Source organism: Ketobacter sp. MCCC 1A13808, from assembly GCF_009746715.1.
Classification (GTDB): domain Bacteria; phylum Pseudomonadota; class Gammaproteobacteria; order Pseudomonadales; family Ketobacteraceae; genus Ketobacter.
The window spans coordinates 1-22,318 of record NZ_VRKW01000023.1; the positions used below are offsets into that span (position 1 = coordinate 1).

The 22,318-nt window shown below is 47.1% G+C and carries 23 protein-coding genes and 1 tRNA gene; 7 read left to right on the forward strand and 17 right to left on the reverse strand.

The window, feature by feature from the left end; genetic code table 11:
• Positions 1-152: 152 nt before the first annotated feature.
• From FT643_RS21965 to FT643_RS21975, 3 genes are all read right to left on the reverse strand, one after another.
• Entirely contained in the window at positions 153-1,061 is a 909-nt protein-coding gene (locus FT643_RS21965; protein WP_198043801.1) for a DMT family transporter, read from the reverse strand.
• A 103-nt stretch (positions 1,062-1,164) separates the two neighbouring features.
• Positions 1,165-1,986 carry a YqcI/YcgG family protein gene (locus tag FT643_RS21970; RefSeq protein WP_156873574.1) on the reverse strand — a complete coding sequence of 274 codons (822 nt, stop codon included), beginning with the start codon at positions 1,984-1,986 and terminating at the stop codon, positions 1,165-1,167.
• 29 nt (positions 1,987-2,015) lie between these two features.
• Positions 2,016-2,822, reverse strand: coding sequence for an arginase family protein (locus tag FT643_RS21975; RefSeq protein ID WP_156873575.1), 807 nt, complete (start codon positions 2,820-2,822; stop codon positions 2,016-2,018).
• 1,166 nt (positions 2,823-3,988) lie between these two features.
• On the opposite strand from FT643_RS21975, the gene ectB reads away from it, so the two are divergent.
• Together ectB and FT643_RS21985 are read left to right on the forward strand one after the other, a co-directional pair.
• Complete coding sequence (gene ectB, locus FT643_RS21980) at positions 3,989-5,287, forward strand: diaminobutyrate--2-oxoglutarate transaminase (protein ID WP_156873576.1); 1,299 nt, start codon at positions 3,989-3,991, stop codon at positions 5,285-5,287.
• Between the two features lie 784 nt (positions 5,288-6,071).
• A complete protein-coding gene (locus tag FT643_RS21985) occupies positions 6,072-6,407 on the forward strand; it encodes a TraK family protein (protein WP_156873577.1) in 336 nt (111 codons plus the stop codon).
• Between the two features lie 98 nt (positions 6,408-6,505).
• Here FT643_RS21985 and FT643_RS21990 read toward each other — a convergent pair whose 3' ends face one another.
• The 3 genes from FT643_RS21990 to FT643_RS22000 form a co-directional block, all read right to left on the reverse strand.
• Complete coding sequence (locus FT643_RS21990; RefSeq protein WP_156873578.1) at positions 6,506-6,853, reverse strand: TA system antitoxin ParD family protein; 348 nt, start codon at positions 6,851-6,853, stop codon at positions 6,506-6,508.
• 95 nt (positions 6,854-6,948) lie between these two features.
• Positions 6,949-7,458 carry a DUF3368 domain-containing protein gene (locus tag FT643_RS21995; RefSeq protein ID WP_156873579.1) on the reverse strand — a complete coding sequence of 170 codons (510 nt, stop codon included), beginning with the start codon at positions 7,456-7,458 and terminating at the stop codon, positions 6,949-6,951.
• The gene (locus tag FT643_RS22000) at positions 7,439-7,798 is read right to left on the reverse strand and encodes a UPF0175 family protein (protein WP_156873580.1); all 360 of its coding nucleotides are present in this window, start codon (positions 7,796-7,798) and stop codon (positions 7,439-7,441) included. The genes FT643_RS21995 and FT643_RS22000 overlap by 20 nt, the downstream gene beginning before the upstream one ends.
• A gap of 334 nt (positions 7,799-8,132) precedes the next feature.
• Between FT643_RS22000 and FT643_RS22005 the strand changes: the two genes are divergently transcribed.
• Positions 8,133-8,202: transfer RNA gene (locus FT643_RS22005), tRNA-Glu, on the forward strand.
• Between the two features lie 100 nt (positions 8,203-8,302).
• Here FT643_RS22005 and FT643_RS22010 read toward each other — a convergent pair.
• The 4 genes from FT643_RS22010 to FT643_RS22025 form a co-directional block, all read right to left on the reverse strand.
• A complete protein-coding gene (locus FT643_RS22010; RefSeq protein ID WP_156873581.1) occupies positions 8,303-9,007 on the reverse strand; it encodes a tyrosine-type recombinase/integrase in 705 nt (234 codons plus the stop codon).
• Positions 9,004-9,297 (reverse strand): hypothetical protein, encoded by a 294-nt coding sequence (locus FT643_RS22015; RefSeq protein WP_156873582.1) that lies wholly within the window; start codon positions 9,295-9,297, stop codon positions 9,004-9,006. Before FT643_RS22015 ends, FT643_RS22010 begins: the two co-directional genes overlap by 4 nt.
• Positions 9,298-9,731: 434 nt before the next feature.
• Positions 9,732-10,253 carry a heat-shock protein gene (locus tag FT643_RS22020; RefSeq protein ID WP_156873583.1) on the reverse strand — a complete coding sequence of 174 codons (522 nt, stop codon included), beginning with the start codon at positions 10,251-10,253 and terminating at the stop codon, positions 9,732-9,734.
• Positions 10,254-10,323: 70 nt separating this feature from the next.
• Positions 10,324-10,908, reverse strand: coding sequence for a hypothetical protein (locus FT643_RS22025; RefSeq protein ID WP_198043803.1), 585 nt, complete (start codon positions 10,906-10,908; stop codon positions 10,324-10,326).
• 536 nt (positions 10,909-11,444) lie between these two features.
• Between FT643_RS22025 and FT643_RS22030 the strand changes: the two genes are divergently transcribed.
• Together FT643_RS22030 and FT643_RS22035 are read left to right on the forward strand one after the other, a co-directional pair.
• Entirely contained in the window at positions 11,445-12,119 is a 675-nt protein-coding gene (locus FT643_RS22030; RefSeq protein ID WP_156873584.1) for an NYN domain-containing protein, read from the forward strand.
• A gap of 149 nt (positions 12,120-12,268) precedes the next feature.
• Positions 12,269-12,700, forward strand: a complete 432-nt coding sequence (locus tag FT643_RS22035; RefSeq protein WP_198043805.1) for a putative molybdenum carrier protein — start codon at positions 12,269-12,271, stop codon at positions 12,698-12,700.
• A 231-nt stretch (positions 12,701-12,931) separates the two neighbouring features.
• On the opposite strand, the gene FT643_RS22040 is transcribed toward FT643_RS22035, so the two are convergent.
• Positions 12,932-13,252 (reverse strand): TA system antitoxin ParD family protein, encoded by a 321-nt coding sequence (locus FT643_RS22040; RefSeq protein WP_156873585.1) that lies wholly within the window; start codon positions 13,250-13,252, stop codon positions 12,932-12,934.
• Between the two features lie 478 nt (positions 13,253-13,730).
• On the opposite strand from FT643_RS22040, the gene FT643_RS22045 reads away from it, so the two are divergent.
• Positions 13,731-13,973 carry an antitoxin gene (locus FT643_RS22045; RefSeq protein WP_156873586.1) on the forward strand — a complete coding sequence of 81 codons (243 nt, stop codon included), beginning with the start codon at positions 13,731-13,733 and terminating at the stop codon, positions 13,971-13,973.
• A 202-nt stretch (positions 13,974-14,175) separates the two neighbouring features.
• On the opposite strand, the gene FT643_RS22050 is transcribed toward FT643_RS22045, so the two are convergent.
• From FT643_RS22050 to FT643_RS22060, 3 genes are read right to left on the reverse strand one after another with little or no spacing between them, the layout of a single operon-like run.
• Positions 14,176-15,054, reverse strand: coding sequence for a replication protein RepA (locus FT643_RS22050; RefSeq protein WP_156873587.1), 879 nt, complete (start codon positions 15,052-15,054; stop codon positions 14,176-14,178).
• Positions 15,055-15,077: 23 nt separating this feature from the next.
• Positions 15,078-15,332, reverse strand: a complete 255-nt coding sequence (locus FT643_RS22055; protein ID WP_156873588.1) for a hypothetical protein — start codon at positions 15,330-15,332, stop codon at positions 15,078-15,080.
• Complete coding sequence (locus tag FT643_RS22060; RefSeq protein ID WP_156873589.1) at positions 15,332-15,967, reverse strand: AAA family ATPase; 636 nt, start codon at positions 15,965-15,967, stop codon at positions 15,332-15,334. Before FT643_RS22060 ends, FT643_RS22055 begins: the two co-directional genes overlap by 1 nt.
• A 167-nt stretch (positions 15,968-16,134) precedes the next feature.
• On the opposite strand from FT643_RS22060, the gene FT643_RS24125 reads away from it, so the two are divergent.
• The gene (locus FT643_RS24125; protein ID WP_411267826.1) at positions 16,135-16,419 is read left to right on the forward strand and encodes an IS66 family transposase; all 285 of its coding nucleotides are present in this window, start codon (positions 16,135-16,137) and stop codon (positions 16,417-16,419) included.
• A gap of 379 nt (positions 16,420-16,798) precedes the next feature.
• Here the strand turns inward: FT643_RS24125 and FT643_RS22070 are convergent, their stop codons facing one another.
• From FT643_RS22070 to FT643_RS22080, 3 genes are all read right to left on the reverse strand, one after another.
• Positions 16,799-18,049, reverse strand: coding sequence for a Zn-dependent hydrolase (locus FT643_RS22070; protein WP_156873590.1), 1,251 nt, complete (start codon positions 18,047-18,049; stop codon positions 16,799-16,801).
• 104 nt (positions 18,050-18,153) lie between these two features.
• Positions 18,154-19,113 (reverse strand): cysteine synthase A, encoded by a 960-nt coding sequence (gene cysK / locus FT643_RS22075; RefSeq protein WP_156873591.1) that lies wholly within the window; start codon positions 19,111-19,113, stop codon positions 18,154-18,156.
• Positions 19,114-19,235: 122 nt separating this feature from the next.
• Positions 19,236-22,298, reverse strand: coding sequence for a Tn3 family transposase (locus FT643_RS22080; RefSeq protein WP_068435046.1), 3,063 nt, complete (start codon positions 22,296-22,298; stop codon positions 19,236-19,238).
• Positions 22,299-22,318: the final 20 nt, after the last annotated feature.

Sequence of the window (22,318 nt, forward strand, 5' to 3'; positions counted from 1 at the left end):
GAACAAGGTAATACTTCAGGAAAAGGCGATGATCCAGGGGCAGTTTAAGCAACTCCAGGGCTCGCTATGATCGTGTTAGAGCCAAACTTGTCAAATTTGTCGGTTCTTCCACAGAACCCCTTGTATATTAAGATTGTGAAAAAAACGTCTAATCAGGCTTTTTTCCAGGAAAGAAAGGGCAATACAATATTCTGACTGGCTCCAAAACTGCTGAGCATTATTAGCGACACACCCAGAAATTGAATTACGCTCAGCGCTTTTCCATAAAACACGTAATCAACCAAAATTGCCACGGCGGGGTAAATGAATGTCAAAACTGCTATGGTCGGTGTGGAGAGCTTCTGGTATGCCGAATACATGAAAACGTATACAAGGCAGGTATGTACGAATCCGAGCGTAACCAGATGCTGCCATTGCAAATAGGATGTCGTATTCAGCATTGTTAGATTAGTGAAGGGTAGCAGCATAAAAACCCCTATTGTCAATTGAACCAAAGTTATCAGGTGCGGGCGGACGTCCTTGATTTGTTTGACAAACACTGCAGATATTGCCCAAAGGATAGCAGCAGAAAGAGCAAGTAAAATACCCGGTAGGTGGTCAGATGATAGCGAGGACAAATGAATGTCAGATACCATGGCCACACCAATAAAAGCTATGATCATCCAAGCAATCTTGGTTAGGGGAATAGGGTCCCGATATGCTGCTGCCCATATCAAGGCAAAGAAGAATGGTTGTACATGGTATACAGCGGTTGAAGTGGATATGGAAGCTGATTCAAATGAAGCAAAAAGCATCATCCAGTTGCAAACTAAAAATACGCCACTCAGCAGCAATGGAACAATATTGTGTTTTCCAATTCCTGTATTTTTGAACAATCCAAAAATGGAGCAGTATATTGCTAAGAATGTGGCGCCGAATAGACAACGAAAAAACACCACTGAATGCGGATCCATTTTTGACTCTATGACAAAATATCCCACAGTACCCATTAGGAGCATTGCGGCTACCATCTCAATATGTCCACGACTGTTAGACATCGATTTTTCAGTTGTGCTGTTCATTACTGCTAGGCGCCTTAATAGTTATTAGCGTACATCGCTTTACGTTACCACTGGAAAAACAGTAGGTTGGATTTGAAAGATTGATCGCTTGTGTTTAACTTAACTATTCCGTTTTATCATTTTCATATGGCTGGATTTCCTTCCTTGGTTGAAACGGACAGCGATCAGGACTGGCCAGTCCTTCCTCAGTAAGCTGGTACTGCCTCCACTCCTGGTTACTGGGGTCTCCATAGAACCCCAATTCTTGTGGTACAACGCCTGCATTATATTTGTAAATCCTAGATCTAATTCGTTCTCGGATAAGACGACCGCTTTTGGTATTGATGCTCGCAACAGCGTCAAAGTTTTCCCTGGCATTTATTACAAATGTCAGGTATTTACCAAGATTTCGACTGCGTAGAACAGTGTGGTCATGCGAACTCATATTGATAAAGATCTGAACCCCATTGAAGCAGAAACTCCAATTTTCATGATCTGGGTCTAAAGGAATATTGTGCGGCCAAGGTGCAAAATCGAACCTGTGAGCCCAGTTGAGAGCCTCCCACCCAATTGATTGATGTCGAAACTCTTTATTATTGAAGTCCTGGCTGAAGAACACAATCAGAGGCGAATAGATACGCTGATCCGTGGCGGTTGTTTTCAAAAAATCCGTGTATTCATTCAAACCATTGAAAAAATCAATGAATGTCCAGGATTCTCGCCTCTCGCAAAAAAGAAACCATATTGACGCGTTGTTCCAAGCTTTTCGTCCAAATAAACATGGAAAATCGTCATCACTCATAATTTCTGAGAAATCCTGTAACGCTTCTCTAGCCCATGGCAAATCGTCTGGGCACGACAGTCGTGTCTCATCGAAAAGATAGCATTTCCCGGGGATAATAGCTCTATCCCTTTCCTTAGCCTCTATTGTAACTTCATCGTCCATGATGTTACTCCTTATGCATAAACAGATGCTTATGCAATCACAGGATCTACAATTAAACGGATATTGTTAATGGCTGAATCTATGTCTTTGCTCTCAAGAGGTGCTTTAAATTCTGCCAACTCAATGCCCAGAATACGATCAGATGGGATGGAAGATAACACCGCTTGAATTTGCTTTGGTACCAACCCCCCAGCGACCTCATAGTCCGCAGGTATATGTCCAGGCTCCAATACATCCCAATCGATATGTATCCATACCTTCGCATCACCTATGGCATTCAGAACGGAATTTGGTGTGACTTCCTTTGGTGGAATGACCCTAACACCAGCATTGTGTAGGAGGTCGCGCTCAGGCGGATCTATATCATGCGCACCGACCAACACGACTTGTTCTGGACGGACCCCAGATCCATGACCACTATCCCAGAGACCACAGGCAGCAGCCAGAACCATACCGCCTAAATATCCTGTAGTAGTAGTTTCTGGTGTATTGAAATCACCATGGGCATCAAACCAAAGAATTATCACCTCAGGGTATTGTTCCACAACTACTGGCAGTGTTGCCAAACTGGCCGAGCAGGTATTTGACGCCAGTATCGTAAGTCTGTCGCTCTTGATGCTTATAGATACTGCTTTTTTCAATGAAACTAAGGTTTCCTGTGCTTGAGGAAGGCAGGTACTCCAGTCGTCACTGGCAGGCGGATGCCACTTTCCAACGCATACACCCTTGCTTCCCTGCATATATTCTAATTCCTGTGCAGTCAAAGCCGCACCTCTTATGGTGTGTTCTGTTTTATCTCCGACACGCCCTTGCGAATAAATTAAATTGAAATTCATGAAAAATAACCTGAATTGGTCAGTAGTTTTTTTATTTTTGTTGCCAAACCTTGCATACATATAATTCCGCTTATCGAGGACAGAACTACGCAAAAAAATGGACAATGAAAAGAAAATATATAGCGATCATTCTTGATTACAGTAATTTGGCAGGTCGGCAACATCCCTTGCCAAGTGAGCAAATCCGAATCTTATCTTTTTTGAGTAAAAACGGAGGCGCTATAATTAATTAGGCTACTGACCTCGTCAACAGTAAAAAAAATATATGCCTACTTTTGGTAAAAAGTATTTTTATTAGAATTATCACAACCAGCTTTTCTTTATTTGAATTCTTTTTTGATCTCTACAAAAACCAGCTAAACCACCTTCCAAATATGTAATTATTTCGAGACATTTTTCAATTATGTATCACGCGAGCCAAAACATTTTTAAGATTACTTATTTTCTATTTATCCAGCTTAAATTATATATATTGGATAATATATGAGGGCCTGCTTACGTTTCATCGTTAGCCTCTGCCAGTTCTGTTTTTTGTCTGTCAAATCACGGTGTGCTCAGTGCAGTTATTCTACATAATCGATCAGAAACGCAGGTAGGAGAAAAGACAGACCCGGGCCGAAGAGTGAAGCCTGAAATACGACCACTCTGCGTTGTTCCTCGCTTATTTGGAATCATCAAACTGCGATCCTCCCCTTCTTGATTGGTCGAATTTCATGCTCTATAGAGGCTAACGATGAAACGTAAGCAGGCCCTAGCATTTATGCTCATTATTATTTCATTCAGAATAGGTTTATCATGAAGATACCCTTCATATTCATATTATAAAATTGCGTTAATATCTATTGATAGATTAGAACCATACTACTCTGTTAGAAGGACGCTATTAGCAACTTAAAAATGTATAGATCAATAAAGAAATAATCCTAAGATGAGTACTACTTTTCATTGTATAAAATATTTTATATTGAACTGAAAAGTAAAAATTAATAAAGTGAAGACGTATGTCGGGTTGCGAGATAATTTAGCAAATTGTTGCGTTCACTTTTCTGTAAAAAATACAGAATCAAATTGGCTTAGACGTATATCTATACTAACGCAAAGATTAATAATACTTTTCACATCAAGACATCAAAAATATCACAACAACAAAAGATGAGGTGGTGTGTATGGGTACCGAGATATTTCATCAGTATGAATCCGAAGTACGTTCCTACTGTCGTGCATTTCCTACAATTTTCAAGCGGGCTAAGGGCTCTTTTATAGAGGACGAGGACGGCCGTCGATATCTCGATTTCTTCGCGGGTGCTGGTGCCCTCAATTATGGTCACAATCCTGACTTTATCCGCGAGAAGCTGATCGATTATCTGCGAGATGATGGCATAATGCAGGCCCTGGATATGTTCACGGTCGCCAAGGGTGAGTTCATAAAAACTCTACAGGAGAAAATCCTGCTGCCACGGAAGCTGGATTATCGCATTCAGTGCTGCGGCCCAACCGGCACAAATGCAGTAGAGGCTGCTCTGAAGATTGCTCGCAAGGTGAAGGGGAGGGCCGCTATTTTCGCATTCCAGGGCGGCTTCCACGGTATGAGCCTGGGAAGCCTAGCTTGCACTGGAAACCAGTATAATCGTATGAGTGCCGGTACCCCGCTGCCAAATGTTAATTTCATGCCATATCCATTTGGCGCAATGGAAAAAATCGATACCATCGCCTATATGGATTCAGTGCTATCCGACCCCAATTCCGGATTCGACAAGCCGGCCGCTGTACTGGTGGAAACGGTTCAAGCTGAAGGTGGAATCGTGGTGGCACCAGAGGAATGGCTGAAACAGTTGCGTGCCTTGTGCGATAAACACGATTTGCTACTGATTGTAGACGATATTCAAGTGGGCTGCGGACGTACAGGTGGTTTCTTCTCGTTCGAGCGAGCAGGCATTGTACCGGATGTTATTACCTTATCCAAATCCATTAGCGGCTATGGCCTGCCAATGGCTATAGTACTTTTGAAGCCAGAACTTGACAAATGGTTGCCAGGCGAACACAGCGGTACTTTCCGTGGTCACCAACTAGCTTTCATTGGTGGCGCGGCAGGGATTGAGATGTGGACCTCACAAGGGCTACAACAGCAAGTAGAGCAGAAAAGCCTCCTAGTAGAAAATTCACTGAGCAATATTATCGAGGAATTGGACCCGCGCCTACAACTGCGGGGATTAGGACTGATCTGGGGCCTGGATTTCAGCGTCATCGGTAATAGTGACCTGGTAGAAAGGGTGCTGGCTAAGTGCTTTGACAAAGGGCTGCTCATCGAAAACGCCGGTCGTAAAGGGCAAGTAATGAAGCTTCTGCCGCCTCTGACTATATCGGAAAATGAGTTGCAACAAGGATTAGATATCATCCGTGATTCAATGAAAGAATGCTTTCTGCGCACAGCAGGGCAAAGCTATAAACATGTTGTCACTCGCTGACAATACTAAAAAGGCTAATCGAGTAGCTGGGAGTTAGTGACTCTAAGCTACTCGAACACTCTGCAGGGCAGCACAGTGTTTTTTCACCCAGAACAGTAAAGCTTGATCCAACCACCGTGCAGTGAGACCAACCCTTCATGCACCATCCTACTAATCCATCCCACCAGAAAACTGCCCTATCCTCTTTGACCCATCAGAAATAGTCCTGGCGCTTAGGTTGTCGCAGACAAGGTTAATCTAGTGGAGGATTCAGGGAGAAAAATAACTGCTAGGGAATCAAGTCGCGCTTTAGGACGGCTTTGTTTGAAAGAAGCCGTTTTTGAATCGATTGCGCCCACATGATGCGGGCCCGTTCGATGCCCTGAGTTAACCCACTGACACGATTTCAGAATGAAACCCTTTTGATATACGGCAAAAGAAAATCAGGCGTGAATGAAATAGTTTCGTGGTCTTACCCACTCTTGGGATTCGAATGCCCACTGCATCCCACACCGTTGAGCCGGTAGGCGAATCAGGTTTCGTGAAGTAGGCCCACCAATGGGTTGTGGGCCTACTTCACCTATCCTGCCCTGCACAATGCACGTCATTATCATCGAATAAGGAACCGCACTGTTGAGTCATTTTCATAGCACAAGTGGGTACTTCGACCTAAGTGCGACCAAAGTTCGATGTAAGTTGCACTTGAATTTAAGTTGTTATATCTAAGTTTTATGAAATAACATCAAAAGTGGACCGCGTGTTACGTCTTGATGTCGTGAACAATGAAAAAATGGGACAGTAAAAAATGAGCGAACGGATTCTGGAACAACTGGCCGAATGGAGCCATCAGCAACCCACACCAAGCCCCCGCTATCAGCAAAAAATCGCCTTCTTAGCGATTCAACAGGACGTCGAAGACGCCATGACCGCCGGATACTCCCTAAAAACGATTCATGCGTTTTTCGTCAGCAAAAAGAAACTGCAGTGCCAATATGCCACGTTTCTGGGTTACGTCCGCCGGCACATCAAAAACAACGACAGGTCGCCTGGCGCCAAAAAACGGCAAGCGCCGATGGTGGCTCGACCACGAGACAAGACGTTTGTTTTTAATCCGCTTCCGGATAAGGACCAGCTTATTTAACGTTGTGGGCTAAACCCTGCACTTTGACGCGCTGAAGGGGTATTCGGGCCTGACCGCATAGCGGCCACAAGCATCGGTGCCGATTCTCGATCCTGAATTTAGGTCGGGTCCGGGTCATCGGGGTAAATGATCTTGCCGTTTTCATCCAGGCCTGGGCCGGTCAGTTTTGCATAGAACGCTTTCTCTTCCGCGCTCGGTTCAGCCCAGCTTAATTCGTCCATCTCGTCCAGGTACACCGTTTTCTCCGCGGAGTTCAAATCATCGTAGGGAATACTGGCGGTAAGTGCGGCCTTGACCCGTTGGTAATCGAACGAGGGTGATTCCTCAATCGCCCGGCCTATTCTGGCCCAGTGCTCGATCTGGTCTGCCAGAGAGCGGCTACTGACCACGATTTCCTGCTCGGCCATGGCCATCATTTCGTCGGACATGTTCACGGTTCTGGGCATGCTGAACCCCTTTTTTGATCTTTGGGTGTTTTTAGTACCAGGCGTGTGTGAAACCACGAACTTGTTTTATGATTCGTGGTTTCACACACGCTGCATTAAGGATACGTTTCCCCGCAGGCAGTAGCGACTGTCAACATCACCGTATCGGAAAACCGATAACCGAGGCTCCGCAATTGCGAAAGTGTCTCGACCGCCTGTTTGATGTGACCATCCTGCTTGGCTTGAATGATGATACCGGCTGTACCGGTTAAGCGTAATTGCAATTGTTTTGCGGCTTTGCGTCCCGCCAAGTCGTCGATTAAAACGATGGTCTGATTCGGATCGGCAGAGGCCAATGCGAGGACTTCGGTTTCACCGGGATCCAGATTCGGAAAAGCAGTCTGAATACTCTGCTGTAGTGCAAGCAGGGTTTGATTCACGGTGATTAAGCCGGAATCTACCGCCGTTTGGATATTCTGAGCTTGGGGTAACGTCAAATTGCCACAGACTTCCTGCCAAACCGCATGGGGGATCACAATGCGATCGAATAAGGTTCCCAGGTAATCCAATAGCTGCACATGAGATAGAGCAATCAAGGGATCGGCATCAGGAACGATCAACGACACGAGGCGTCCCCTGAATCGATTGCAACGTTTTTAGATCGTCTATCACGTCGTCTTCGGATTGATCCACCACCACGATGCCGGTGCCTTTGAGGGTGTTTAAAAAAGCTTCTATCTGCAGACCGGCAATTTTGCTCGCCTGGCGCAGCCCAACAATGTTTTCACGCAGCAGATGATGGGCCAAAGCCACGGGCAAACCATGCTCCAGAATGCGTTCGGTTAAGGGCACCACGATGGAGACGGGTTTACCTCGATTGGTGACCAAAACCAACTCTTGGGCTTCGGATGCCTGGGTGACCAAACCGGGGTTGGTGCGTATTTCTTTGATGCCGATGGTTTTCATGCTGAATGACCCATGAATAAAGTGCTACCTTAAAGTAGCACTTTATGTGTTCTCTGTCGTTTATTGTTTTGGGAAACGAGCGGTAAAAGTGGATTGATAGTAGAAAATCGCCTCTACCCCAGTGTTTTCGGCACTGCAAAAGTGGATAAACAGTAGAAAATCCATCAAACCTGCTTTCATCATGGACCGATGTATTTTGGAAGCGTCTTAAGCTGGAACCAATGTCTGGCACTTAAACCCTGCAAAGAGCTCTTAAATCTGATTCTATGGCGTTTGACAACGGCAATAGGATAACGGGATTGGATTTGTGTTTCAGATCGGGGAAACATGGATTTTTTTCTAGTGGCCAAGGACACCGCCCTTTCACGGCAGTAACAGGGGTTCGAACCCCCTAGGGGACGCCATATTCCAACGTTAACGTTGAAAGCTCACTGGTAGAACATAACCTTGCCAAGGTTGGGGTCGTGAGTTCAAGATCTATTAGCGGCTAAAATTTAGCCCATTTCAAAACTGAAGCCCGTACGCCAGGTGGTGGGTCTCCCCGCTCAGCACCTGCAAATAAATTTCCGTGCTGGCCAGATTCGCGTGTCCCAGCCAACCCTGAATGGTGCGGATATCCCGTCCTTGCAATAAACAATTCACCGCAAAGCTGTGGCGGAAGGTGTGCGCCGACAGGCGCTTGATGGGCAGCGGTTGCCCCGAGTCCTTTAAGGTCTGTTCAATTTTTTCCAGCTGGTAATGCACCTGCTGCCGGTTGAAGGAAAAAACCGGCTCGCCTTTGCGGGGCGCGCGCGTTGCCAGGGTGCGCCGCAACTCCTCAATAAACACCCCGTCGGTGAGCGGCACCATGCGTTTGGGACGGGACGCGGTCTGCTTGCCGGGCCGGCCGGGCTTGCGTTTCAGATTGGCCAGGATCAGCAGCGAATCCCGTTCACCATTCAGTTCTATATCCTCCCGGGTGAGGGACAGCGCTTCGGTAATCCGGGCCCCGCTGTGCCAGAGCAGATTGAGCAGGCAATGCAGTTCCTGGTGCAGCGCGCAGGCGAGCACCTGGTGCACTTCCGGCAGCACCAGATACGGCGGCACCTCGGGGTTGAGGTTTAACACCAGAGGGCGGCGTTTCTGCCAATAGTGCCAGTCGATCCGCAACGGCGGTTCGGCGGACGCCAGGGCGGTGAGGGTATTCTGGGTGGGGACGGGCAGACTCATGAGGTGGACGGCTCCGGGGTCTCCAGCACCACCTGGCAGAGCACACAGTACGGTGCATTGGGGTGGCGGACGTGCGGGCACTCCGCCTTGCGCTGGGCCAGATGGGGGGCGCTGGTGACGAAGCGGCACCAGTAGTGATGGCGTTGCCTGGCGCTCTGGACGCGTTCGGCGTGGATCAAGGTGGCGGTCAGCGGCGGCTGATCGTCGTCGGCAAACACAATGTCCATGCCCGGCGTCAGATACCCAAGATCCGGACGCAACACCAGATAGCGCATGAATTCGGTTTTCATACCCCGCTCCTGAACGGCGGTGACAACGGACGGAAAAGCCGGTCCGCCCCGCGCCACGTTTCTACAAAAGAGATTGAATGATACCTTTTTGTAGAAAGAAAAGCCGCTTTTTCGCGCGCTTTTGCGCCCATAAATTGGCCTAAAACCAAAAAGAATCAGCAGGATAGGAAATGTCTACTTTCTATAATATATAGGAGAAATATAGCCGTATTTATTAATTTTTATTAGTGCATTACTAAGCAATATTTGTGAATTACTAAGTAGTAATATACTATTGGTATAGTGGTTTACGTTGGTAAACCATCAATGGATGCAACAGACATTCATGATAATGAATGACATCCCACCACCCATCAGGGTCGAGGCTGTGCCGGTAAGGGTGATTCTGGATACCAGATGTTTTCTGGCGAAGGCCCCTCTAGTAGGGGCCTTTGTTATTTGGATCCAGGCAATTTCCTACCCTCATGTAATGCCTTCACAATTTTCTCAAAACCCACTTTCCGAGTTTTCCCCCGTTGATAGGGATAAGCACTGGTAACATGCAACCTCAACTTATTGATACTTTTAAACATTTTGAAAACTACAAGGTAATCCATTTCTTTTCCTTCGTGACTCAACACCTTACAGGAGCAATAACCACCGCCACCACCAAGAAAAGTATAAAGCTCCGGCAACTGCGGAATAATATCCGGCAAATACAATGACAACTGATAACGCTCCTGGTGAAAGTGCCTAGGATCTTTTGAATGAGGAAACAAGAGGTTGGCGTGATCGTTATACCCTTTTACTGTCTTAGCAAAACAGTGGTGGCTGTAAGTCACATAAATGGTGTATTGACTCCCATCGGAGAAGGCATAAACAACCTGATGAGCATCTAGATGCGATAAAGCCCATTTATCAAAACAGCCCCACTGCTGGATCGCAGTATCATTGGGCCCGAAGTTAAATTTATTCATTATTCTTCCAAAAACTAATTCCAACCAGGCAGAGCCAAAACACACTATCGGCTTTTTACGTTATTGAATCTTATGTCTTTGCTCCATTCGCAGTAGAAGATGGAGGCTTGGTTTGGGTATTACAGAATTCTCGAAAACGCTCAATATCTGCATAGGCCCCAATATCCAGAAGACGCTCCTGAAATCGGGCATACAAAACATCCTGTACAAAACCACTTTCCCACATACTTTCCAGCGCAATGTTGGGGTTCAACAGCAACACATAATGAAAATCACCAGAGGCCCCTTCACGGGTCGCAATAAAATTCAACTCTTTCAGCTTTTTCATGCGTCGGCGCCAGGTATCCACCGCTCGCTCTCCTGAGAACCCAGCTTCCGACGCAAAGGTCGCAGGGTTCTCAACGGTTACTAAAGGATGGTCCGGCGAGCGGGCCCATAAACAAAACAGAGTATGGCCAGCTGGCTTACCTTTGGATTGGGCATCAATGGCCTGCATGACTATGGGTAACGTTTTGGGGATAGAGGCATACCCATCATTCTGTTTACGGTGCCACAGCAAAGCTGCTGGAAAATTAGGGAACAATACCGCCATCTGTTGTTGTGCCCGCTCAGACATTTTGGGCCGTCGCCTTGCTGTCTGTTTTACGTTTGCCATTAAGCCATCTCCCGATTCATCCAGAGCTATGATAGTGGTTTTAAAATGACCATCAATGAGTCGATACGCACTCTATACAACGTATATTAACCTACTTGAATTGCCATAAAAAATTATTAAATAAGCTTTATATATCACTATTTGTTTAATTTAGTTTGCGCCATATAGCGCAATAAAAATATTTATATTTGTTATATTTCAATATCTTAATATGTATTTTCGGTGCTCAACGTTCTCTAGTGCTATTCGTTCTCAATGTGCTCACCGTGCTCTTGGAGGTAGGGGTATGGGGAAGGAGGGCTGAACAACCGCATGAATCCAAACGAAGTTGAGAAAAACAGATAGCTAAAGGGCATTACTTTTTGAACGATTTGAGTGGATTTGGGTATTTTTGAGTTGTTTGGGTGGTTTTGAATGGTTTTTGGTGTAGCATTAGTTTTACTACTTACCTTTTGTTGGCGCTATTCGGTTAGCTCCCCAACTTGAGGCGAAAAAACCGTCCCTGTGGCGGTTTTTTCATGTCTGGGGATTCCTTTTTGAAAACCATTGTTTACGTAGACGGCTACAACCTCTATTTCAGCCGCCTTAAACACACACCTTATAAATGGCTGGACCTGTTCACCCTGTTCCAACAGTACATTCTCCGGCCCCAGAATCCGGCATCCGAGCTGCTCTGCGTGAAATACTACACCGCCGACATCAAGGCCAAATTTGCTAGCCATGGACAGGCCGCCAGCCAAGCCCAGCAGCAATACCACCGAGCCTTGCAGTCTCCCCGCACAGCCCCTGTCGAAATCATTAAAGGCTACTACTCCGAGAGCAAGGCCACGCCGATGCGTTACAAGAAACCGCCGGATAAAGGCGACAAGGTTGAGGCCTGGAAGCTGGAAGAAAAGCAGACCGACGTGAACCTAGCTCTGGATATTTATCGTGACGCCATTCGCGGTCACGCCGAACAGCTGGTAGTTTGCACCAACGACACAGACATTGTGCCGGCCCTCAAGCGGGTACGGGAGGATGCATCGGAACGTACCATCGGCGTGGTTTTTCCTCATTATCCGACCCTTGAACAACGCTCCCCGTCAACGGATCTGAAGAATCTGGCCAACTGGGTACGTCACCATATCAATGACACCGAGCTGGCTGGAGCCCAGTTTCCTGATCGAGTGCCTACTCTCAAAAAGCCTGTCGACAAACCTAAGTACTGGTGAACTGCACCATCTAGTGACCTCATAGCTGAAGCTCTTTGTTCTACTATTGACTCAACAACGACCGCACGCTGACTTTTCAAAATTGCGTATTTTCTAAAACCTATGCAGGAAAAACATGCTTAAAAAAATCATCGGCGGGGGACAAACTGGTGTCCGATCGCGCTGCCCTGGACGCCGGGTTGAAACGCAATTTCCCGATTGGTGGGGCTTGCCCGGTGGGCAGAATGGCGGAAGATGGCGCGATTGACTTGAAATATCCGCTGGAAGAAATCGGCGGCGGGTACCGTGCCCGTACCCGGAAAAACGTTGAAGAGGCCCAGGGAACGGTCCTGTTTTACCACCGATATCTCCAGGGTGGGACCGAACTGACGGCCGCGTTCTGTATCAAGCAGGGGAAACCCTATAAGCTGATCGACATTGAAATGATCGATGAAGTACGTGCCGCACAGTCCCTGCAGGCCTTCATTACCGACCATCATATTGAAGTTTTGAACGTTGCCGGACCACGCCATAGCGGCTGCCCAGCCATGTATTCGTACGTTAAAATGACCCTGGATCGGGTGATCAATACACCCTGCTAGGCTCAAATACAGATCGATAGAAGGGATCAAAATGCTTCAGGCAAGCAACGATATAGACCACAAAATCACGCATGCAGAGTATTTAAAGATGAGTTTGCCTGAAAAAATCCAGGCGGATAAAACGCATCCCTTCATCTGTGTGTACTGCAAAAGCCACTTTACCTGGCAATCCAAACCCTGTGATTGCCAGAAACCGGAACCGGTCTAAGGCTTTTTTCCGCAGGTTTGAATTTACATTTTATCGTTTTTATTCACGCCGGGGCCGGTCAGCTGTGCATACAGCGCTTTCGTTTTTGCGTCCGGTTCAGCCCACAAAGCTTCGCCCAACTCTTCCAGGTACACCTCTTGCTCCTCGAAAGTTAAATCATCATAGGCAATCTGGGCAGTGAGTGCGGCCTTTATCCGCTCGTAATTGAATGCAGGTGATTGCTCAATCGTCCGTCCTATTCTAGCCCAATGCTCGATCTGGTTTGCCAGAGAGCGGCCACTGATCAGCCTTTCATTCTCTGCAAGATGGATCATTTCGTCGGATATTTTCACGGTTCTGGGCATGTGGAAATCCTCTTTAGCGTCTCCGGAAAGCACCACTTTTCAGAGAAATAAAGTCTGACTTAGTGACGTCATGGCTGCAATCAGTGTCCGTTTCATCAGATTTGCTGGTACTTCGTGTTGCCGGAATGCTATTTTTTATCCGGTTGAAACTGGATTTGAACAAACCTTCTTTTATTCGCTATTTTACTTTATAAATCAATAGTATACGATCAATTTAAGCACGCACACTTTACGATAAACATGCAAAATGATGATTGATTTATCCTTGTAAAACAGCAGCTTAACTGGGAGCACAGCATGTGCATCCGGTGTGAAAGAAATATTGGCTCGTAATCTGTCTATAGCCTTTTATCTGGTGGTTCTTGGTCTACTCATTGCCCCATGATCTTTTGACCGTCATCGGGAAGCGACCCGTGATGACCGATGTTGCAAAATCAGATTCAATCTCTTTTTGGTTTTGACGTTATAAGGAAATCGCATGAGACACACCGTGAAGTTATTGACGAAAGGATCTGAGCAGGTGGTCGTGTTTCCAGCGGACTGCCGATTTGATTGTGATGAAGTTTATGTGCGTCGAGATCCGAAAACCGGGGATGTCATTTTGTCTCGTAGGCCTGGTAACTGGGATTCGTTTTTTGAATTGGTGGATTCCCTTAATATTCCCGATGACTTTATGTCTGACCATGATCAAAAGGAAAAACCAGAAAAGAAGCTCTTTTAAAACAGGTCTGATTTTTATCCACAGACCCTATGGGTTTAATTACAGGTTATTTATTTATATAGGTTTAATACAGGTAATAAAGAGGAGCGCTACCGTTTATGCGTCAGAGCGCTACCGTTTATGCGTGGATAACTTGAAAAAGTCTCTGGAAGCCTTGCAACATCTGACTTTCGTGAGCGCTACCGTTTATGCGTGGATAACTTTAGTTATCCACGGGGTTATAGAGCTTGGGGATGTGTGTAGGGCTGGGTTTCAATATCAACGTAGGTCCACCGTCTTCAATCCGAGCTTCCGGATAAACTACCTGGACTTTTTTGAGGGCCTGCAGAAATTTCAGTTTAAAGTTCCTTACCCCTTTTGCATCTGTCGCGTAGTTGGCACCGAACTGAGCTTGTAACGCTGGCCATGGTATGTTGGTAGGCTTATTCAGATAACTAAGTCTATATGTAAGCCAACAATAAATGTCTAACGCCATTGGAGAGCGTCTGAGAGCCTTCAGGGCACGAATATCAACTGGGACAGGGTTTTCTACAACTTCCCAGAAAAATCGCTCTGACAGCGTTACAGAGCTTTGCCACAGGGCTGCTTGGTCGGGTTGTTTGGGACTCCACCACAAATTAGCTTCATCCGCGATCATGATGTTACGCATGCCAGTCATGTCATGGCCGGTGTAAGTGCATGACACAAAGCAGGAAAATAACCGGGTCATCTGATCTCGTAATCGGGTGATGCTTCCCCAGCGCCCACCCGTAGGCGCCATATCCAGCTCATCCATGAATTGGCTAAGGGTTTCACCCAAGATAATTTCACGATTGCGGGTTTTCACTGCTTCAGTGGTTAGCCATGAAATTAAAAGCCGGGGAATGTTGCCGTAGGGCAAGCCCACACTGGAAGGCGCAAGCATGGCTAGGGTGAAAGCCCCATTGGTACGCTCAAACTCGTTTCCTTCGATCTTAGAATGAGGCAAGGTCGCTTGGACGAGCGCACGAGCCATAAAGCCCAGTTTCCCCGCTTCTTTAGCGGCTTCTGCCTCTATGGCTAAAGACTCTGTAATCAGCTTATTGAGATTTTCATTATTCATAATAAATAATACCTAAAAAATAATTATGAATTATGCTTTAGGTATTTCTCGATGGCTTCTCTGACAATAGCACTGACTGTCCTCAGCTCTTTTCCAGCCCGCTTATTTTCACGAGCCATGTCTTCCAGAATCTCATGCATCGAGGCGGGCAGAGATAGAGAGGTACGAACCAATCGCTCTTCAGTGCTGTTGGCCTGGGCTCCATAAGGTTTATCCGCCAGCTCATTAGCTAATTTCTCTACATCCTCTATTCTGGCTTCACGCTTCTTGATGGTCATCAAAACACCTCCGCAATGAGTGCCTGTACTTCTTGAATTGCCTGCTCGTTTCCATATTCCAAAACGGACTGCCCCACAGGGATCACGTCCTTGTATGCCTTTCGGTAGTAACTGATCGACTCTAGTGGCTGGAATTCTTCAAATTGACTTACATACTCCAAAAACTCCCGCCGCTCAGTTTCTTTAACGGATGGGTTGGTACTTGCCATAGCGTGATAGATAAATACCTTAAGATCAGGGTTAAGGTCTCGGATACGCACCGTCTGCTGTTGGAGCTCTGCCAGTGTATCCAGATCAAGCTGGGAAGCCTGGTGGGGGGCAATGATCACTTGAGCAACAGCAGCACCGGTTATCATCTCGCGGGAGTTTCGCCCAGCTACATCGACAATGACGTAATCGAACTTCTCATCCAATGTACGCAGGGTTTGGCTGATATTGTCCCGCTTCTCCACCAAGGTGATGATTGGATTATGCCCGGCTTCTTCACGATCCTGATGCCAGCGAGCTGCACTACGTTGAGGATCAGCATCTACCAAGCAAACATCCTTGCCTTTAGCCGCTAAACCGACCGCCAGATTAGTTGCTGTCGTCGTCTTACCGGCCCCTCCCTTATTGCATCCAACAATAGCGATCATTTATGAAACCCTATTTCATAATTAGTAAGTAATAATTATGAAAACATAAAGAAGCAGTTTTGGCAATAATTCATAATTATGAATTATTTATTCACCTTAAAAAGGGAATTAAGGGCGCACAAAGTTATGCTATTTCATGAGCTTAGAAGCGCTACCGTTTATGCGTTATATCGAAAACTCGACTTGATGCATGGAGAATCCGGAAGCAGCCTTTCCCGGATTCTGTAAGAAGGTGCAAGCTGGAAACGGGCGGCGTAGAAGACAACAGCGGTCTGGGCAAGGCCATTCGTTACTTCGACAAGCATTTTGCAGGATTAGCCCGATTCTGTACTCAGGAAGGTGCCCCCATCGACAACAACATCATGGAGCGATACATCAAGCTGGTCGTCCGTAATCGGAAGAATGCGAATTTTATAAAACACCGAGCGGTGCGGCCATCGGCGATGTGTTGACTTCGGTAATAGCGACGGCGGCAGAGGCGCAGGTGAATCTCCTTGATTACTTGACTTGCCTGCAAAGGTATCAGAGTCAGGTCAGGGATTGCCCGGAGAAGTGGTTGCCCTGGGTGTATCAGGAAACACTTCAGCAAAAATCATAATGAATACGACTTGTCACGCAAGCGGTTCGTAAGCTCACGACTGATACGGATTTAGAGGATCGGTGTAATTCGATCCACGATTTCCTATATTATATTTACAATCGTCTGATTCGTAAGCAGTGATGTGGCTATTTATGCGTAATGTTGAAGCCGGTTGAAGCTATGAAGTTACTGGCCCAATGTAAATCGTTGGCTCCCTACGGGAGCCAAGCCTGTTTGTTACACAGAATAGCTCACACACTCCCGGCCGTTGCAAGAAGGGAATGTAATAGTACGTTGGCACCGGCAACTCCCCATTCCCTGGTAATTTCTTCTGCTTCATTGTGAGATACACCACCCGAACAAGGACACATTATCATGGTAGCGGGGGCCACCCGAGCTACCCAGCAAGCATCATGTCCGGCCCCTGAGTATATATCCATGTTTTTGTAACCGAGCTTGTCTGCCGATTTCCGTACGATGGATACCAATCCAGAATCGAATGCAATTGGATCATAGTGGCCGATGGGTTCGATGGAACAGCCTACACCAAGTGCAGCTGCAATTTTATGGGTTTCCGCTTCAATGGTTGCACACATGCTGTCGAGCTTAGCCTTCTCCACAGCCCTAATATCGATAGTAAATACGACCTTTCCGGGAAGCACATTACGCGAGTTGGGGGAGAATAAAACTTGCCCAATGGAACCGGCTGTGCCTGGTTGGTTATCCATCGCGATACCGTGGACCATTTCAAAGATTCTCGCCATGGCCAATCCGGCATTTGCCCTCATGTTCATCGGTGTTGAACCAGTGTGGGCTTCACGTCCGGTCAACGTGACCTCTAGCCAGGATTGACCCTGGCCATGAGTAACAACGCCGATGGTCTGACCTTCGGCTTCAAGTATTGGCCCTTGCTCGATGTGATATTCAATATAGGCATGCATAATTCTGCTACCAACCCGCTCCTCACCGAGCCATCCCGTTCGTACCAACTCAGCACCAAGAGTCCTACCTTGCTGATCCTTCCTGCCATGGGCATAGTCTAGCGAGTAGATACCAGCATATACCCCTGAACCCAGCATGGAGGGTACAAAGCGGGAACCTTCTTCATTAGTCCAGTTCACAATCACGATCGAGCGCTCTGTGCGGACATTCTGGTCATTCAACGTACGTACCACCTCTAGTGCCGACAATACACCAAGCACCCCGTCAAACTTACCACCGGTTGGCTGTGTATCGAGATGGGAACCAACGTAGACTGGGAGCTCATCCGGTCGGGTTCCTCTGCGGGTAGCGTACATAGTTCCCATCTGGTCGACGCCCAGTGTCAGTCCCGCCGCTTCGCACCAGGATTGAAATCGATGGCGGCCTTCATTGTCAGCATCCGTCAAGGCCTGACGATTGCAGCCTCCCGCTACACCTGCTCCAATGGTAGCCATCTCCATCAAACTGTTCCACAAGCGATCTTCATTGATACGTATCTTATCTTCTGCAATAGCCGTCATATTCGTACTCTCTGTCATTGCAAATGTGGGACGTTGCCCCATTGTTTGTTCGAATGATTGAAACGGAAGAACCAGTTATACCGGGAAACAGAAATGAATAAATCCTAACCGAGTGCTTCGAGCCACTCGTCGTCAGATCCTTCACTCACTCCGTCAAATAGCACCGTAGATAAATAACGCTCACCCGTGTCAGGAAGCATTGCCAGCAAAACAGAACCTTCTGGGGCAGAATTGGCCACACGCAGGGCGGTCGCCACTGTTGCGCCAGCTGATATACCAACGAATATGCCTTCTTCCGAACAAAGCCTACGTGATATTTCCAACGCATCGGACTCATCCACTGTCAGCAGCTCATCGATGACTCTGGTGTCAAGCAAGCTTGGTACAAAATCAGGCGTCCAGCCCTGAATAGCATGTACACTCCATCCTTCTCCAGCAATTACAGCAGCATTGGCCGGCTCGGTGGCAATAATGCGCAACTTTGGACGGGCCAACTTCATTACTTGGCCAACACCCGTCAGGGTTCCGCCTGTGCCAGATCCAGTTACAAAATAGTCAAGTCGCTTCCCGGCGAAGTCACTTAGAATCTCTGCTCCAGTAGTCATGCGGTGGAAGTTGGGGTTCGCGAGGTTATCAAACTGCCGTGGTCGAAACCAACCATGCTGTTCAGCCAGCCGATCAGCGATACGATTTCCACCACTGCTACCTTCTTCGCTAGGAAACAGTATGACTTTGCCACCATAGGCACGAATCATTTTACGACGTTCGACAGAATAGCCATCCCCCAAGATGGCCACAAACCGGTAGCCTCTCGCCGCCGCAACCATTGCCAATGCAATGCCGACATTTCCTGAAGTACATTCAACAATGGTGTCACCCGGCTTTAGTAATCCCTTCTGTTCCGCATCAAGTATGACGCCTAGAGCAAGTCGATCCTTGACGGAGCCTCCAGGATTGAAAGACTCCACTTTGACATAAACAGTGGTATGGCTCGGTGCAATCTTCTGCAGCTTCACAATTGGGGTTCGACCAATGGTATCTAGAATATTATCGAAAATTGGCATGATACGATCCTATTGATAAGGTTGTCTTTCTAGCGCCGGTGAAATTTATTGCCCAGCGCTTGTAGGGGTCCTGTGGAAGAACCGACAAATTTGACAAGTTTGCATAAACGACCAATTTATCATCAATTCTGAGGCCCATCGTCACGCCAAAAATGCTGTTTCACATGATCCTCCAATATCCTTGCCATCGCGTCTACATCAATTTTCCCGCTGCTTTTCTTGAAGTTATACCGACCTGTAAATAACGTATGTGTCCAGGCAATCGGTGAAATCCGGATAAATTCATCGATGACCGCTTGAGGCGCGCCGTTGGCCAGCATCCTTTGGTACACGGCATTCAAGATCATGCTGTTGTAGGCCACGATACAGTTGGCGATTAACCTGGCAGCATGGGCACTGACCCGGTTTTCGACGATTCTTTTGCCTTGAAAGATGCCGTTATAAGTCTTCCGGATATTGCTCTGAAGCTGATGGTAGGCCTCTGTGCGATTACGGGCGCTTCGGATTGCTTTCCTGAGCTCCATATCGTCAATCAGATTGAGAACATGGATACTCTTGAAGATGGTATTATATTCAAACAGCGCGGCTTTGAGCCTGGCATAACGGGCATGTGAGTTGAGCTTACGGATGATATTGCTCTGGGTGTTCTCCTGCATGATGAGTGAAAGTAATACCCGCATGACACCTCGACGTTGTGAGCGGATACGATCAACATTGATCACGCCCTTGGGTTTGAGGATTCCGGTGTCATAGTCTAACGGTTCAGCGGTATAGATATCGTCAGCAGCGTCTCGCACATTTTTGATGCTGGGGACATAATCCACGTCGATGGAATCCAGCGTGACAAAATTCAGCTTGTTCAATGAATGGTTATCACCGGTCACCATGTGGATATCAATATCGGTTTTGTTGTTGTAGATCATATCGTACAGCGAATGTCCTTCGTACTCGTTCAGGCCGATATTTTTCGCATTAACTGCCACATAGTTGGCGAGCAGCGTGTAGAGTGAGATACCACGGCCTTTGCCAAGGTGCTTCCTGGAGTAACGGGATTGAATTGTACTGTCTGTGGTCGCAAATTTTTGTCCATCCGCATCCGCTAGTACTTTCTCATCCATCAAATTCCACTGATTAAATATGGGAAGCGAATGAATGTGGTTACTGACAATTTCATTGGCGGCGCATAGCGTATCCACCCGCACGAAATCCTCCCGCATTGCACGTAACTGGCTGATTTCCAGGTCAGACATATCAGCCATTTTCAATGTACCGAACCCAAACGCCTCTGATAACAAGCAGGCGTTGATCGCCAGAGGCAGCGGTTTTTTCCGCTTGGTGTAGCGATCTTTCATGTGGGTAAATGCGCTCCACATTCCAATCCGATCGCCGATGAACATGACAATACTGGCAATGTCCACCTTGGGCAGGTTTTTAAAGAACGCATCATCCAGCTTTTCAACACTGTCATAGAGCAAACTCCAGTGTTGTTGTCCGGTCTTGGTTTCTCGAACACTGAATCCATGATTATTATTCTCACGGATATTGTGAGTCGTTCGCTCCCAGGCGTTGTTCAGCTCCTGAAGCGCCTCCTCAAGTCGCTGATCACAGTAGATGGGTATCTTGGGATAACCAAACTCCGCCGCGATCTTCTCAACATCGTCTACCAGTGCGTCGTCCACCAGATCGGTATCGATATCACAGTAAGAGACACTGTCATTGCAATAGAGACGGCCACGGTCAATCTCATGATAAATTTTCTGGTAAACAAAGAACTCGAACAGGTACGGATCGATGTGCGTGTCATTCGGTTCCCGCTTCAAATATTGATTCATGTTTTTGGGGATGGTAAACCCCAGGTCATCACAAATTTTTAAATCCGATGGACTTTTCCCGCTGGCATAATGCGCTTTCAGTAGATTGATCAATTCGCCGATGTAGCTGTTTTCCTTGTAGTACTCCAGCTTGACTGTTGTAAATATCGGGCGAAGATACAGTGCAAATATGCGAGAAGATTTTCCATAGTACTCCCACAAGGCGGCTTTCTTATCGAAAGATTTGCCTTCCAGAAACTCTGCCATGGCTGAAAACTGCTCTTTGGGCAACATGCTGTAGGCTGCTTCATTCAGTTCATCCTGACTCATGTTGGGGTTTCGATTTGGGAACCACTTCAAAAACTTGGCCAGCTTGGGAAAGTCGGTCACCACCTTGGAGCTGTGCTCCATATGAGCCATTGAGGCGTAGGTCTTGCCGGCGTCCATAATGGCGCGGGTGTGATAGCAAAAACTAACGATCAGATTATCCATAATCTGTTGGTAGCGGTGGTAAACAAAGCACAAAGCATAGAGCCATTTTTGCGGTTTGCTCAGCCGACGTAAGCGGGATGCGGCATACTGTTCGGCAACATCGGCATAGTAGCGAACGGCATTCTTTGACAACCCCAGAGACGGAATAAAACCGTTCGCAAACTCGTACAACTCCTCAATCCGCAGGGCTTTGTCCACTTCCGATTTGACCGCCGTATACTGAAAGTCTTTTTGATCCGCGCGAATGATGTTGAGCGCCGTGATACCATCATCTCGCCGCACCAGCGTCATAAGCTGGCCACTGATTGATGACGGTATGGAAGAGATGGCGTTATTTAACCGCTGTTCCTCGGCGGCAAAGGCGCGGCTGAACATGTCCTGGAACGTTCGATAGGACGGAATGATTAAATTCTGGTGATCGAAAAACGCGAGCAACTGCCGGAAAGCACTGTGCCCTTTGGGGTAATAGCGTAATAACAGACCGATGTGGGATTCTATTTCAGCTCTAAATTGAGGCGACCAGCTTCGGTAGTCGAAAAGTGACAGTATCGCCTGGCGTTGCTTACGCGAATATTCACGAGAGAGGTTTCCGGTGAACTGTGCCGCATCTGCACCGTTGTAATAGGTTGCAACGATATATTCAACATCGGCACTGACCTCATCGAGCGAATAGTTAAAAAACTGCTGCTTGGCCTTGAAATAACCCAATTGCAGGATGAAGTGGATACGGGTCTGGGTATTGCGAAACTGCTCAAGCGCGGCGCGTTCTGTCGGACTTAATGAAAAATACAGGCTTTGTTCATGGGTATTGAATTCTGGGCGAGCATATAACTCTTCGACTTCCGTGCTGGATAACAGCTGAATACGTTCGATATTTTCCATAGCGAGTGCCGATTCAATGC

Coding starts and splice junctions, on each gene's coding strand:
- FT643_RS22070 (WP_156873590.1), bottom strand. CDS start 18,049: ATGACGGCTATTGCAGAAGATAAGATACGTATCAATGAAGATCGCTTG.
- FT643_RS22020 (WP_156873583.1), bottom strand. CDS start 10,253: ATGAATAAATTTAACTTCGGGCCCAATGATACTGCGATCCAGCAGTGG.
- FT643_RS22040 (WP_156873585.1), bottom strand. CDS start 13,252: ATGCCCAGAACCGTGAAAATATCCGACGAAATGATCCATCTTGCAGAG.
- FT643_RS22045 (WP_156873586.1), top strand. CDS start 13,731: ATGAGACACACCGTGAAGTTATTGACGAAAGGATCTGAGCAGGTGGTC.
- FT643_RS22000 (WP_156873580.1), bottom strand. CDS start 7,798: ATGAAAACCATCGGCATCAAAGAAATACGCACCAACCCCGGTTTGGTC.
- FT643_RS21970 (WP_156873574.1), bottom strand. CDS start 1,986: ATGGACGATGAAGTTACAATAGAGGCTAAGGAAAGGGATAGAGCTATT.
- FT643_RS21985 (WP_156873577.1), top strand. CDS start 6,072: ATGAGCGAACGGATTCTGGAACAACTGGCCGAATGGAGCCATCAGCAA.
- FT643_RS22010 (WP_156873581.1), bottom strand. CDS start 9,007: ATGAGTCTGCCCGTCCCCACCCAGAATACCCTCACCGCCCTGGCGTCC.
- FT643_RS22060 (WP_156873589.1), bottom strand. CDS start 15,967: ATGATCGCTATTGTTGGATGCAATAAGGGAGGGGCCGGTAAGACGACG.
- FT643_RS22015 (WP_156873582.1), bottom strand. CDS start 9,297: ATGAAAACCGAATTCATGCGCTATCTGGTGTTGCGTCCGGATCTTGGG.
- FT643_RS21990 (WP_156873578.1), bottom strand. CDS start 6,853: ATGCCCAGAACCGTGAACATGTCCGACGAAATGATGGCCATGGCCGAG.
- FT643_RS22055 (WP_156873588.1), bottom strand. CDS start 15,332: ATGACCATCAAGAAGCGTGAAGCCAGAATAGAGGATGTAGAGAAATTA.
- FT643_RS22080 (WP_068435046.1), bottom strand. CDS start 22,298: ATGGAAAATATCGAACGTATTCAGCTGTTATCCAGCACGGAAGTCGAA.
- cysK (WP_156873591.1), bottom strand. CDS start 19,113: ATGCCAATTTTCGATAATATTCTAGATACCATTGGTCGAACCCCAATT.
- FT643_RS22025 (WP_198043803.1), bottom strand. CDS start 10,908: ATGGCAAACGTAAAACAGACAGCAAGGCGACGGCCCAAAATGTCTGAG.
- FT643_RS21975 (WP_156873575.1), bottom strand. CDS start 2,822: ATGAATTTCAATTTAATTTATTCGCAAGGGCGTGTCGGAGATAAAACA.
- FT643_RS21965 (WP_198043801.1), bottom strand. CDS start 1,061: ATGAACAGCACAACTGAAAAATCGATGTCTAACAGTCGTGGACATATT.
- FT643_RS22050 (WP_156873587.1), bottom strand. CDS start 15,054: ATGAATAATGAAAATCTCAATAAGCTGATTACAGAGTCTTTAGCCATA.
- ectB (WP_156873576.1), top strand. CDS start 3,989: ATGGGTACCGAGATATTTCATCAGTATGAATCCGAAGTACGTTCCTAC.